Genomic DNA, 12,831 nt, shown 5'->3' on the forward strand with positions numbered 1-12,831 from the left:
TGTATAATCAGAGACTGTGGTAATTTGTCATTTGCCGATGAAATTGCGATCGTTCTTTTCTTTCCTCATTGCTGGCGTCTTGGCACTTTTAGGCTTGAGTGCCGGTGGTTTTTACTGGCTGACAACTCAAACTCCCCTGAATTTGCTCGCTGGCGGGCCGACAACTACTCCGGCTGCGGCTGTGTTTGTCTCGAAACAAGCACCTTTGTTAGCTTCAATGTTGGTAAATCCCGATCGCCTCGAAGCATTGCGACAAGTTTTTGCCACTCCTGAAGAAAGAAGTCGATCGCACGCAGAATTTGAGCAAATCAAAAAAAGTCTCCTCGGCAATACAGGCCTCGATTACAGTCGAGATATCCAACCTTGGATAGGTGACGAAATAACCCTCGCCGTTACAACGCCAGATTTCGATGGCGACAGCAGCAACGGCCAACAAGCCGGGTTTTTGCTGGCGGTTTCCTCCCAAAAGGTCGATCGCAGCCAAAAATTTCTCGACTCCTACTGGCGCCAACAATCTCGTGCCGATAAAACAGTGCAGTCGGAAATATATAAAGGCGTGAAAATTAATTATAAACAAGCACCCATAACCAAGAAAAAATCTGCTTCACTTTCGCCTTTTAACCAGTTTTCTGTGCCGACTTCCAAGTTGCCATCCAGCTTCGCAACAGCAGCCATCGACGGGAATTTAAATTCTGGGAATAACCAAAATTTTGTTTTATTTGCCAATAGCCCCAATGTGATTCGAGATGCAATTAATAACGTTGAATCAGCCAACCTAACTCTCAACAATACCCCCGAATATCAAAAAGCTTTGCAGCAGCTAAATCAAGGCAGAATCGCTTTAGCATTTGTCAATCTCCCGCAATCAGCAACCGAGCAAAATCTCCAAGTTTCTTTTAATTCTCTCGCAGTTGCTGTCGGAGTCAACCGACGGGGATTGCTGGCTCAAACTGCTTTAGTGACATCGCGAGAAAACACAGCTTCTCCAACACTCTCCGAACCTGTGCAAGCCTTGCAATACATTCCCTCAGCCAGTCCTTTCGCTGTCGCCAGCACCGATTTAAGGAATTTTTGGGCTGATTTGTCATCGGCGGTTTCCACTAATGCAGAAGTCTCAAATTTAGTCGATCGCACCCTGGCAGATATTCAGCAAGTTTGGGGCGTCAACCTGCCACAGGATATATTTAACTGGGTACAAGGAGAATACGCTCTAGCAGTGCTTCCGAATTCCTCAAATAGTGCTGACTGGATTTTTGCCGCCGAAAAATCTCCTGATTCCCAAAAGGCGATCGATAAACTCGATGAAATTGCCCGCAGCAAAGAATACAGCATCGGCAGCTTCACTCTCAGAAATCAGAAAATTACCGCTTGGACGCAGTTGACAACAAACCCAAATTATGGAGAAGAAAATAATAGAAAAAGTGCGATCGAAACCGAGGCAAAAGGAGTACGAGCCAGCGTCGGCAAATACGAAATTTTCACCACTTCAGTAGAAGCAATGGACGCAGCACTAGAAGCCGCTGAAACAGGCTCTTTATTTGCCAATCAAGATTTTCAAACCAGCATTGAACCGCTACCGCCATCTAACGACGGCTATTTTTATTTAGACTGGCCCTCCAGCAGGCCAATTTGGGAAAAACAAATCCCGCTGTTGAGGTTAATTGAACTTTCGGCAAGACCATTGTTCGATCACTTGCGATCGCTTACTGTCACCAGTACGGGAGAAATAACAGGAATTCGCAAAGCTACTATATTTATGCGGCTGAATTAGTCAGTAGTCATTAGTCAGTAGTCAGTAGTCATTAGTCAGTAGTTAGAAGGAAGAAGGAAGAAGGAAGAAGGAAGAAGGAAGAAGGAAGAAGGAAGAAGGAAGAAACTATGCCCAATTCCCTATGCCCCATTCCCCATTCCCAATAACTAAGGACTAATAACTACTGACTGCTTCCCCTTTTTCTGTTGCCCAAAATAAGCTTGAAACACCTCTTTGGCGATCGGGGCCGCGGCAACAGAACCATAACCGCCATTTTCCACAATCACGGCGATCGCAATTTCCGGCTTGTCAGCGGGCCCGAAGGCGACATACAAAGAGTGATCCTCCTGTCCAATGACCTCCGAAGTCCCTGTTTTGCCCGCCGTCAGTGGAATCGTACCGTCATTCATCCCCTGTCCCGTACCCTGGGCAACTACCGCGATCAGTCCTTCCTTCACCACCTGAATGGTTGAAGGTTTCATCCCCGTATGTACCCGTTTAGTCTCCGCTGTGCCGGTCATAGAAGTTAAGAGATGAGGCTTCACCCGATAACCGCCATTAGCGATCGAACTCACCATCACCGCCCCCTCCAAAGGAGTCATCAACACCAACCCCTGACCGATCGACATCGTTACCGTATCACCCGCATACCAAGGTTCTTTATAAAGTTTTTCCTTCTCCTCCGGCGTCGGGATTTGACCGTAATCGCCGCCACCTAGCCCCAAAAGATTCAAATCCGTATCCTTGCCAATTCCCAGGCGGTGTCCCCACTTAGAAATTTGCTCCGGCCCCGTACTAATCCCCACTTGATAAAAAAATGTATTGCTGCTGAAAGCCAAAGCATCCCGAAAGCCGATGTCGCCGTAACCGCCGCTGTGTTCGTTAAAATCAATTCCCCCCACAGTAATGTAAGAAGAAGTACCGAGAATTGAGTCCGGCGAAAATTTGCCCGACTCCATGCCCGCGACGGAAGTCACAATTTTAAAGGTGCTGCCGGGGGGATAGCCTTGCATGGCCCGATTCAAAAATGGATTTTCGGGGTCTTGAAGAGTTTTCCACTCATCCTTAGTGATTTTTCGCGTAAACAGATTGGGATCAAAAGTCGGGTGGCTGGCCATAACTAATACCGCCCCGGTTTTGACATCCAGCGCCACTACTGCTCCCCGGCGCTGCCCCAAGGCTTTTTCGGCTGCTTTTTGCATAGACAAGTCTATGGTTAGCTGCACCGCCTCACCGGGTTTGGGCGGTGTATCTCCCATCAGTCGCAATTCTTGATTTTGGGCATTTACCTCGATCAGCCGATCGCCCCAAACTCCGGCAATCTTCTGGTTTGAGCTCGCTTCTATGCCCATTTGACCGACAATCATCCCCATCGGATATTCGGGATGATCTTCTAAGTCTGCTGCGGTAGCTTCGCCAATATATCCGATCACGTGAGCGGCCAAACTGCCTTCGGGATAGTAGCGGTTCGCTTCTGGCCGCACTTCCACTCCCCGCATTTGTCCCACCTCTTCTGCTAGTGGCACAAACACCTCTGGCGGCATTGCTTGCTTGAGCCGCACCGGTCTGTAGGATTGAGGATCGACCTCTTTTAATTTTTTTAAAATTTCTTGTGCCGGGATTTTAACCAACGGACTCAACTTTTCTGCTGTCGCTTTCCACTCTTCCGACGTTTGTTCTTTCGGCCACAAGTATACCGATCGAGCTAAATTGTTTGCCGCTAGTAACTTGCCTTGGCGATCGATAATGTGTCCGCGATTCGCCGGCATGGGAACTAGGCGAACGCGATTGTTTTCGGCTCTTTCCCGGTTTTGCTTCCCTTGTATCAGTTGCAATTCCACCAGCCGACTAGCGTGCAGGCCCAGCAAACCGGTCGCCACCAGCATTAACACGATCGCCCGGTGTATCGGACGCTCCTGTTTCTTAGGAGTTTCCGCCAGGGTTTTGTCAGAAGAGTGAAATGCTGAGATCGAATAAACTTGTCGTTGCATCATTCTATAGGTAGATGTCAAATCCTAGATTTTAGATTCTTGAATTGTCAATTTTGAAGTATACATCATCAAACCGGGGACGATCGTGCCTTGCCCGTTGGGGGAAACGGAATGATTAAGCGTTAACTTTTGACTAATCACTAATTAACTCATGACTGCTCACTAATCCCCCAAGCACCAAGAAATACCCAGAAAAATCAAGGTCAGGCTCAGCCAATTAGGGAGGTGGAGCCAGCCAGATAGACCTATAGGTAACAATACCAAGGCCTGTGTCAATAGGGAACCGATCGCCAACAGGAATGCTAGGAGTATCAAATTTATCATCTTGACACCGTACAATTTCGGATATGAGTCGATCGCCTGTGGCAGAAATCCGACTGGCACAACCGAGCGCGATCGTACACGGATTGTCCTGATAGACATAAGGAAGAGAAGCCAGGAGGTTTTGAACTAATTTAAAAATTATTCTTCCTCCATAGTTTGTATTCAAGGGGCTGCGATGGGTAAATTCTGAGTTGTGATTTTAAGTTGTGACCGAGGAGTATTACCATGTTGTTTAATCAGCGAGCCAATTTCAAAAACGGTGCGCTCTTGGCTGCGATCGCCGCGATCGCCGCCCTACCAGTTTTAGCAGAAACAGCCAATTTCGGCACTTTAACTTTATCGCGAGGTTTTGCAGCCCCAACAGCAGTTTTGAGAGGTTCTACAGGCGGATCGTACTCTCTATCTGTCATAGCCAACGCCGATCGCCACAAAAACAAATGTTTGGGTTTTGCCACCCCAACTCCCGACCACATCATAGTCTTGCAGCAAAAATTTTCAAAACTCACGCTCCAAGTCAACAGCGGAGGCAAGGACACAACCTTACTCGTACAAGGCCCCGGTAATGCGGTGCGCTGCGGAGACGATATAGGTCAGAATAAAGATGCTGGCATACTTGATTCTGACTGGCAAGCAGGCTCTTACAGGATTTGGGTAGGTACTGTCGAACCCGGAGTCAAGTCTAACTATACAATCTCAGTACAGGAATAGTCAGTAGTCAGTAGTCAGTAGTCAGTAGTCAGTAGTCAGTAGTTATTGGTTATTTGTTATTTGTTATTGGTTATTGGTTATTTGTTGTCAGTTCCAATGCCCCATGCCCCATGCCCCATGCCCAATTCCCAATGCCCCATGCCCAATTCCCAATTCCCCATGCCCCAATTTCCCCAATCTCCCACTCTCTTAATCTCCCACTACCCAATCTCCCGATCGACCGCTCACTTCCGCCATCCAGTAAAATGTAAAATCGAAAGTGGCGTGTTTAACCAAAATAGGTAACTCCGAAAGTGCTAAAGACTCTTAGAGCTGACTTCAGTATAATTTTCGATCGCGACCCTGCCGCTCGCAACTGGCTGGAAGTTTTGTTTTGCTACCCCGGTCTTCAGGCCCTAGTGCTGCACCGCCTCGCACACTGGCTTTATGTGTTGGGACTTCCCTTCATCCCCCGCTTGATTTCCCACATTGCTCGTTTTTTGACCGGAATTGAAATCCACCCAGGGGCAACCATCGGCAAAAGCGTATTCATCGACCACGGTATGGGGGTTGTGATCGGCGAAACAGCGATTATCGGCGATTTTGCCCTAATTTACCAAGGTGTCACCCTTGGCGGTACTGGCAAACAAAGCGGCAAGCGTCACCCTACCGTCGGCGAAAACGTAGTTGTCGGTGCCGGCGCCAAGGTACTCGGCAATCTGCAAATTGGCAATAACGTCCGCATCGGCGCCGGTTCCGTCGTACTCCGCGACGTACCATCTGACTGCACAGTGGTAGGGATTCCCGGCCGCATCGTCTATCGATCGGGAGTGCGCGTCAATCCCCTAGAACACGGCAGTTTGCCGGATTCGGAAGCTGTGGTAATTCGCTCTTTGCTCGATCGTATCGAATCCCTCGAACAGCAAGTAAAAAGTTTGCTTCCTCAAGCATCTGTCTCCTTAAATTCTGTTCCCAATTCGCCTTCAGGATTCCCAACTTTAAATCAAACCAGCAATGTAGCTGTAGCTGAAAAAACCCAATTAGCTGTTGCTACCACTTGTCAGTTAAAAGATAAAGCAATTCAAGAGTTTTTTGACGGCACCGGCATCTAAAATTTGAATTGGGCATTGGGCATTGGGCATTGGGCATTAGGCATGGGGCATTGGGCATTGGGCATTGGAACTGACAACAAATAACCAATAACCAATAACTAATAACTAATAACTAATAACTAATAACCAATAACTAATGACTACTGACTAATGACTTCTTTTTCAAGGATTAACAGATCGCACAGACCAATTTCCCTCCCCGTCGCGCCGATAAAGCGATCGGTTTTGCGGTTCCCCCCGCAACTCTAACAAATCCACCGTTTCCGGTTCCAACAACAGCAAGCAAAAATTAGGCAGCGGCTCGATCGCATTTGGGGAAGCAGAATCAAAAGCACTAGCCTCGGCTTTGTCATCCCCCGGCTGCGGCCAAGCAAACTGCGCTCTAGCCGCCTCAGAAAGCTCCTGCCAAGTTGTGCACCGCAATGAGAACAACTCTGCCTCTGGATAATCTGCCCCTACCAAAACGAGCTTTCCAGCAATCCGAAATTGTTCACGAGTTTTCGGGAAATACCAGCAAATTTCCCCCCAAGGATAGAGGTTAATTTCCTCTGCCTTTTGACTGCGAATATCTGTAATAAACTTTAAGTGATTAGTATCTGCTAAAAAGCCTCGAAACACCACAGTGCGGTTAGCCGGTCGCCCGGTAGCCCGAACCGTTGCTAGTTGCAAGTAGCGGGAAAAAGCAAGACTGCGATTGCGGTGGAGCGCGCGAGCTAAGGGCGATCGCCAAAGTGCTAAAGACATAATTAATAACCTATCATATTAGTCATTAGTCATTAGCCATTAGGAATTGGGCATTGGGTATTGGGCATTGTTAACCGTTGACTGTTAACTGTTAACCGTTAACTAATGACTAATGACTAATGACTACTGACTAATGACTAATGACTCTTCTTTCTCCTATTGGTAATTCTATGTCAAATTCACTCTCAAAACTCAAAACTATTGAAACTCCCCACAGTGGCTACCACTGGGACGGCAGTTCCCGCCGCTTTTTTGAAGGCTGGTACTACAGAATAACATTACCGATTCACGGACAATCCTTTGCATTCATGTATTCCATCGAAGATCCCAGAGGCGGTCAACCTTACAGTGGCGGTGCAGCTCAGATTCTCGGCCCGAAAGATAGCTATTTGTGTCGCACTTTTCCCAATGTAAATAAGTTTTGGGCGGATCGAGAAAGCTTAGGTTTCGGACATTGGGGCAAAACAGATTTACAAATTAAACCCCAATATTTAGAGCCGCAAGTATTCGACAGCCGCGTCGAAGAAGGCTATCAAGCTACTGCTCGTTTGAATCAAGGTTATCTGCACGATCCGGGAAGTGGCAGCCACTGTTTTTGGCAGTATGAAATCCAACCTATTTATGGCTGGGGCAACTCTCAGGAACTCCAGAAATCTACGGCGGGAATGCTATCTTTTCTCCCCGTATTTGAGCCGGGCTGGCAAATTTTAATGGCTCACGGTTTAGCCACGGGCTGGATTGATTGGAATGGCGAACGCTACGAATTTAAAGATGCTCCCGCTTACAGCGAAAAAAACTGGGGCGGTGCTTTTCCGCAAAAGTGGTTTTGGATTAATTGCAATTGTTTTCAAGGCGAAAAGGATTTAGCTTTAACCGCTGGTGGCGGCAAGCGGGGCGTGCTGTGGTGGATGGAATCGGTAGCAATGATTTGTCTGCATTACCGAGGCAAGTTTTACGAATTTGTGCCTTGGAATTCGGAAGTTAGTTGGAATATTGAACCTTGGGGAAGCTGGACAATGCAGGCTAGAAATAGTCAGTTTGAAGTTGAGTTAATTGGCACTACAACCAGTCCTGGTACTTATGTGCGAACTCCTACAGAAAAAGGTATGGCTTTTTGCTGCCGGGATACGACGCACGGCGAATTGCGCTTGCAATTGCGAGAGTTGTTGGGGGGAAATGTGGAAAAAAATGGCAAGCAGCGTTCTAGAATTATCTTAGAGGCTCAAAGTTATTTATCGGGTTTGGAAGTTGGAGGCGGGCCTTGGGATGAAGTTTGGCGATCGAATTAAATCAGTAGTCAGTAGTCAGTAGTCATTAGTCCGTAGTCATTAGTCCGTAGTCAGTCCTTATTAGTCCTTAGTCAGTTAATAGTTAACAGTAGTCTTAACAGCCATGATCAATTTACTCGGTTGGCAATTAGGCAAATTCTACCGCAGCCAGCGGTTACAAAAAACTTTCAAAGTTATTTTGGGACTAATTTTATGTTTGAGTACAATTTTGAGGCCGGCAGCAATTGCTAGTGCTGCAGGTGATTTGTCGCGCCAACCTGTCACCGAAATTACTGTTAGTTTGGGTAACGAAGCTGGGGAACTTAAGTTTTTTCCCAATCTGCTAGAATTTGAATCGGGCAAGCGCTATAAATTAGTGCTGAAAAATCCCAGTTCGCAGAAACATTATTTTACTGCTAAAAACTTTGCTGATGCGAGTTGGACTCAAAAAGTTGAAGCGGGTAAGGTGGAAATTAAAGGAGCGATTCACGAATTGGAACTTAAACCGGGCGCTATGGCAGAATGGGTGTTTGTGCCCGTGAAATCGGGAACCTACAACCTGCGCTGTACGGTAGCCGGACATACGGAAGCGGGGATGATTGGCAAAATTACGATCGCCTCTTAACCCCAATCTCCGTCGCCTCACCGGACATCCTATCAATTTCCGATTAATTAGCGACAAACAATCGATCGAACTTTCGGCCATCTAGACACTTATCAAGTAGACTCTAGCGGAGCCATTGTCAGTCCTGCACGGCTCAATTGCATATGATAAAGTTCTGCTTGCTCTTGCGGGCCAACCCAGACGGTGGCTTGGCCTTCGTGGTGGATTTGGTTGGCGAGTTTCCAAGCTTGATCGCTCGTCATGCCTGGAATGTATTTCGTCAAACATTCCACAACGTGCTGGAAAGTGTTGAAATCGTCGTTGAGGACTATTACCCGATAGTTGGGATAAGGTTTGCGGGTAACTTGACTCGATCGAACGGGTGCTATGGTTGGTGAAGAGGTCATCGCGCGAACAGCCACTGAAACTACAAAATTCGTAAAATAGTTACCTCTAAAATCATAACATAATTTCAGATTTTTTCAATTCCTACTTGGTATTTTGATCTGCTTCGGGGTTTATTTTCACCACCGAACCCTGCGTTAGATTTCTCCAGAAAGTCTTGTGGGGATTAGGGGTTAGACACCCTGCCCCCCATTGACAGGCTTTTCGGGAGAAATCTATTGCACCGCGCCGATTACACTAAAGTTAACTCTCGATTGAGTTCAGAAGTGTCAGCGTCAGAATACGCTTGCACCAGAAGTTGCTTTAAATCTTCAATCAGCGGATAGCGGGGGTTAGCTCCGGTACACTGATCGTCAAAAGCTCGATCTGCCATTTCCTCAACGCGAGCAAAAAAGAAATCATCACTCATTCCCTGACTGGCGATCGCCTCCTGAATCGTGCTAGGAATATCTACCTGACGCTTCAGATCTTCCACCGCTGCGATCAACTTCTCAACTTTTTCATCTTCTGTATCGCCGCCCAAATTCAGATAGTCCGCAATTCGAGCATAACGCCACTTGCTGTTAGGATACTTGTTTTGAGAAAAAATCGCTTGTTTGAACGGAACATCCGTTGCATTGTAGCGAATTACATGGGAAATCATCAGCGCATTCGCTAAACCGTGAGGGACATGGCAAGTTGCACCTAATTGGTGAGCCATTGAGTGACAAACCCCCAGAAAAGAGTTAGCAAATGCCATCCCGGCGATCGTAGCAGCATAATGTACTTTCTCCCGCGCTTTCGGATCATTAGCACCATTTTTGTAAGCGCTGGGCAGGTATTTAAACAGCAAACGAATCGCTTCTAAAGCCAAACCATTTGTATACTCAGAAGCCAACACAGAAACATAAGCTTCTAAAGCGTGAGTTAGCGCATCAATGCCACCGTAAGCAGTCAGTTTCCGTGGCATATTCAGCGTAAGCTCTGGATCGACGATCGCCATACTCGGAGTCAAAGCATAATCTGCAAGCGGATACTTAATCCCCGATCGTTCATCCGTAACAACCGCAAAAGGCGTGACTTCCGAACCCGTTCCCGAAGTAGTTGGAATTGCCACCATAATTGCCTTTGAACCCAAAGGCGGCAGTTCGTATACCCGCTTGCGAATATCCATAAACCGCATCGCCAATCCTTCAAACTCAATTTCTGGATGCTCGTACATCAGCCACATTACTTTAGCAGCATCCATCGGCGAGCCACCACCAAAAGCAATAATCACATCTGGATGGAAACTATTGCAGATTTCTAAACCTTTGCGAACAGTAGCCAGCGAAGGATCGGGTTCCACATCGTAAAATGTGTAGTGATCGATGCCGATTTCTTCCAAACTATCTGTGACTTCCTTAATCAATCCCAATTCAAACAAAGGTTTATCGGTCACAATCAAAGCACGTTTCTTACCTGCAAGATCCCTCAAAGCAACAGGAAGACAACCAGACTTAAAGTAAATCTTGGGAGGAATGCGGAACCAGAGCATATTCTCGCGCCGTTCTGCTACGGTTTTGATATTGAGCAGGTGATGGGGTGTCACGTTGACAGAAATGGAATTATCGCCCCAGCTACCGCAACCGAGGGTAAGGGAGGGATCGAGGCGGAAATTGTACAAATCGCCGATCGCACCTTGAGAAGAAGGCGTATTAATCAGCACTCGCGAAGTCTCTAGTTTGCTTTCAAAATAACGAATGTGCTTCTGATTGTGCGGAGCGGTGTAGAGTACAGAAGTATGTCCGTGCCCGCCAAAAATTATCAGCGCTTCGGCTTTGTCTACTGCTTCAGTAAAGTCCTTGGCGCGGTACATTGCGAGAATCGGCGAAAGTTTTTCACAAGCAAAGGGTTCTTCTTTACCTATAGCATCAACTTCTCCAATCAAAACCCTGATGTTAGCCGGCACTACAAAACCCGCAATTTCCGCCACTTTTTGCACCGATTGTCCGACTATTTCGGCATTCAATCGACCATCAATTAAGATTACCTGCCGCACTTTTTCCCGTTCTTCAGCATTCAGGAAATAAGCACCGCGTTTGATAAATTCCAGTTGCACTGCATCGTACACCTCATCCACAACAACCACCGATTGTTCCGAAGCACAAATCGTGCCGTTGTCGAAAGTTTTGCTGAGCAAAATTGAGCTGACAGCCATTTGGATGTGGGCGGTTTCATCGATGATGGCGGGAGTATTTCCCGCACCGACACCGAGGGACGGATGCCCTGAAGAGTAGGCAGCTTTTACCATTCCCGGCCCGCCAGTTGCCAAAATTAGTTTGATATCGGGGTGCTGCATCAAAGCTTGGGAAAGCGGCACAGTGGGCTCGTCAATCCACCCAATAATATCCGGTGGTGCTCCTGCCGCTACAGCAGCATCTAGGATGATTTTTGCCGCCGCAGCCGTGCAGGATTTGGCGCGGGGATGGGGAGAAAATATAATGCCATTTCTCGTCTTGAGCACGATTAAAGATTTAAAGATGGTGGTGGAAGTCGGGTTAGTTACAGGAACGATTCCCGCCAGCACTCCCACGGGTTCGGCAATGCGTTCGTAACCAAAATGCCGATCGGACTCGATGATACCGCAAGTCTTGTCGTTTTTGTATTTATTGTAAATCATTTCCGAGGCAAAATGATTTTTGATGGCCTTATCTTCAATAACTCCCATTCCCGATTCTTTGACTGCTGCCTTGGCTAAGGGAATGCGGGCGGCATTAGCGGCTAAAGCTGCTTGCTTGAATATGCGATCGACCTGTTCTTGAGTGTAGGTGGCAAATTCAGCTTGGGCTGCTTTTACTTTTTGAATTAGGACTTCTAATTCTTCTAAATTGGTAACTTTCATGTTATTTTTCCTGATGTTTATTTCGGGAAAATTATTGCCTCAATCTTTAATTGGTAGGGAACCCGCAGATCAACGCAGATAATTTCTAGATTTTTTGTGACTTGTGAACGCGGTCTTGTAATTATTATATACCGCTAGCTCCGATCGCATTTAGCCCGCGACTGCGAAAAATATCAACAGTTTGTTGCACGAGTTCCGGTGAAGCTGGAGGTGTATCCCTGAGTTCGTAATCCAGTTTTAATTGTTCCCATTTGTATTCTCCCATTTTATGAAAGGGTAATACTTCGACTTTTTCCACATTGTTCAGATTGGCAATAAAATCCGCTAATTTTTCTATGTTTTCGATGGCATCTGTGAGGTGAGGAACTAGAACGAAGCGAATCCACGTCGGTTTGCCAATTTCGCTGAGATATTTGGCCATTGCTAAAGTAGGCTCGATCGACACATTGGTGACTTTGTAATACAGTTCGGGAATGTAGGATTTGATGTCCAATAAAACCAGATCGGTCATTTCCAGAACCGGTTTAGCAACGTCTAAAACACAGAAGCCTGATGTGTCAAGGGCTGTATGCAATCCCATTTGATGACAGCGACTAAAGATTTCTCTGACAAAATCCGGCTGCATCAACGGTTCGCCGCCGCTGACTGTAACGCCTCCTTTCCGCAGGTAGGATTTACATTTGGTAATTTGATCGATTAAATAATCGACGGTTACTTCTTTACCATCGTGGGAATTGCGGCAGTCGGGATTGTGACAGTAAAGACAGCGTAACGGACAGCCTTGGGTGAAGACGATAAACCGGATTCCGGGGCCGTCTACGGTACCAAATGTTTCGATTGAATGAATGCGACCAATTCCAGACATTTAATTTGCTGTTGGTTATGTTCCGAGATAATGAATTAATCCGCTGCGATCGGAAAGTCTCTGAGGTCAAACGAGCTGAAAAATAGATACTGTGATTGCTACATTCCTCGCGGCGGACAACCGCTAACTTACCCACAATGAACCTATTGCACTCCCAAGCTCTCAATTCCCTCAATTATCTGCGTTAATCTGTGTTAATCTGCCTTACATCTGCGGTT

General features: G+C 46.8%; 11 protein-coding genes. 5 read left to right on the forward strand and 6 right to left on the reverse strand.

Annotated features, from left to right (window positions below; translation table 11 throughout):
• The first annotated feature begins 16 nt into the window (after positions 1-16).
• Entirely contained in the window at positions 17-1,771 is a 1,755-nt protein-coding gene (locus tag QT979_RS19420; RefSeq protein ID WP_333311424.1) for a DUF3352 domain-containing protein, read from the forward strand.
• Positions 1,772-1,917: 146 nt separating this feature from the next.
• Here QT979_RS19420 and mrdA read toward each other — a convergent pair whose 3' ends face one another.
• Positions 1,918-3,744: a penicillin-binding protein 2 gene (gene mrdA, locus QT979_RS19425; RefSeq protein WP_333215196.1), complete on the reverse strand. Its 1,827-nt coding sequence runs from the start codon at positions 3,742-3,744 to the stop codon at positions 1,918-1,920.
• A 214-nt stretch (positions 3,745-3,958) separates the two neighbouring features.
• Positions 3,959-4,231, reverse strand: a complete 273-nt coding sequence (locus QT979_RS19430; RefSeq protein WP_333215194.1) for a hypothetical protein — start codon at positions 4,229-4,231, stop codon at positions 3,959-3,961.
• A 59-nt stretch (positions 4,232-4,290) separates the two neighbouring features.
• On the opposite strand from QT979_RS19430, the gene QT979_RS19435 reads away from it, so the two are divergent.
• Both QT979_RS19435 and cysE read left to right on the forward strand, forming a co-directional pair.
• A complete protein-coding gene (locus QT979_RS19435) occupies positions 4,291-4,773 on the forward strand; it encodes a hypothetical protein (RefSeq protein ID WP_333035992.1) in 483 nt (160 codons plus the stop codon).
• 293 nt (positions 4,774-5,066) lie between these two features.
• The gene (gene cysE / locus QT979_RS19440; protein WP_242719981.1) at positions 5,067-5,864 is read left to right on the forward strand and encodes a serine O-acetyltransferase; all 798 of its coding nucleotides are present in this window, start codon (positions 5,067-5,069) and stop codon (positions 5,862-5,864) included.
• A gap of 162 nt (positions 5,865-6,026) precedes the next feature.
• Here cysE and QT979_RS19445 read toward each other — a convergent pair whose 3' ends face one another.
• Positions 6,027-6,608, reverse strand: coding sequence for an Npun_F5749 family FMN-dependent PPOX-type flavoprotein (locus QT979_RS19445; protein WP_333215192.1), 582 nt, complete (start codon positions 6,606-6,608; stop codon positions 6,027-6,029).
• A gap of 170 nt (positions 6,609-6,778) precedes the next feature.
• Here QT979_RS19445 and QT979_RS19450 point away from each other — a divergent pair, with 170 nt between their 5' ends.
• Both QT979_RS19450 and QT979_RS19455 read left to right on the forward strand, forming a co-directional pair.
• The gene (locus tag QT979_RS19450; protein WP_333215210.1) at positions 6,779-7,897 is read left to right on the forward strand and encodes a tocopherol cyclase family protein; all 1,119 of its coding nucleotides are present in this window, start codon (positions 6,779-6,781) and stop codon (positions 7,895-7,897) included.
• 103 nt (positions 7,898-8,000) lie between these two features.
• Complete coding sequence (locus tag QT979_RS19455) at positions 8,001-8,501, forward strand: plastocyanin/azurin family copper-binding protein (protein ID WP_333215190.1); 501 nt, start codon at positions 8,001-8,003, stop codon at positions 8,499-8,501.
• Positions 8,502-8,593: 92 nt separating this feature from the next.
• On the opposite strand, the gene clpS is transcribed toward QT979_RS19455, so the two are convergent.
• From clpS to pflA, 3 genes are all read right to left on the reverse strand, one after another.
• A complete protein-coding gene (gene clpS / locus QT979_RS19460; protein WP_006633998.1) occupies positions 8,594-8,887 on the reverse strand; it encodes an ATP-dependent Clp protease adapter ClpS in 294 nt (97 codons plus the stop codon).
• A 230-nt stretch (positions 8,888-9,117) separates the two neighbouring features.
• Positions 9,118-11,748: a bifunctional acetaldehyde-CoA/alcohol dehydrogenase gene (adhE, locus tag QT979_RS19465; RefSeq protein ID WP_333311425.1), complete on the reverse strand. Its 2,631-nt coding sequence runs from the start codon at positions 11,746-11,748 to the stop codon at positions 9,118-9,120.
• A 124-nt stretch (positions 11,749-11,872) separates the two neighbouring features.
• The gene (pflA, locus tag QT979_RS19470) at positions 11,873-12,613 is read right to left on the reverse strand and encodes a pyruvate formate-lyase-activating protein (protein WP_333311426.1); all 741 of its coding nucleotides are present in this window, start codon (positions 12,611-12,613) and stop codon (positions 11,873-11,875) included.
• Positions 12,614-12,831 lie beyond the last annotated feature (218 nt).

Source organism: Microcoleus sp. w2-18bC1 (assembly GCF_036700365.1).
In the GTDB taxonomy this organism is placed as follows: Bacteria; Cyanobacteriota; Cyanobacteriia; order Cyanobacteriales; family Microcoleaceae; genus Microcoleus.

Coding starts and splice junctions, on each gene's coding strand:
- QT979_RS19445 (WP_333215192.1), bottom strand. CDS start 6,608: ATGTCTTTAGCACTTTGGCGATCGCCCTTAGCTCGCGCGCTCCACCGC.
- QT979_RS19455 (WP_333215190.1), top strand. CDS start 8,001: ATGATCAATTTACTCGGTTGGCAATTAGGCAAATTCTACCGCAGCCAG.
- QT979_RS19450 (WP_333215210.1), top strand. CDS start 6,779: ATGTCAAATTCACTCTCAAAACTCAAAACTATTGAAACTCCCCACAGT.
- mrdA (WP_333215196.1), bottom strand. CDS start 3,744: ATGATGCAACGACAAGTTTATTCGATCTCAGCATTTCACTCTTCTGAC.
- adhE (WP_333311425.1), bottom strand. CDS start 11,748: ATGAAAGTTACCAATTTAGAAGAATTAGAAGTCCTAATTCAAAAAGTA.
- clpS (WP_006633998.1), bottom strand. CDS start 8,887: ATGACCTCTTCACCAACCATAGCACCCGTTCGATCGAGTCAAGTTACC.
- pflA (WP_333311426.1), bottom strand. CDS start 12,613: ATGTCTGGAATTGGTCGCATTCATTCAATCGAAACATTTGGTACCGTA.
- QT979_RS19435 (WP_333035992.1), top strand. CDS start 4,291: ATGTTGTTTAATCAGCGAGCCAATTTCAAAAACGGTGCGCTCTTGGCT.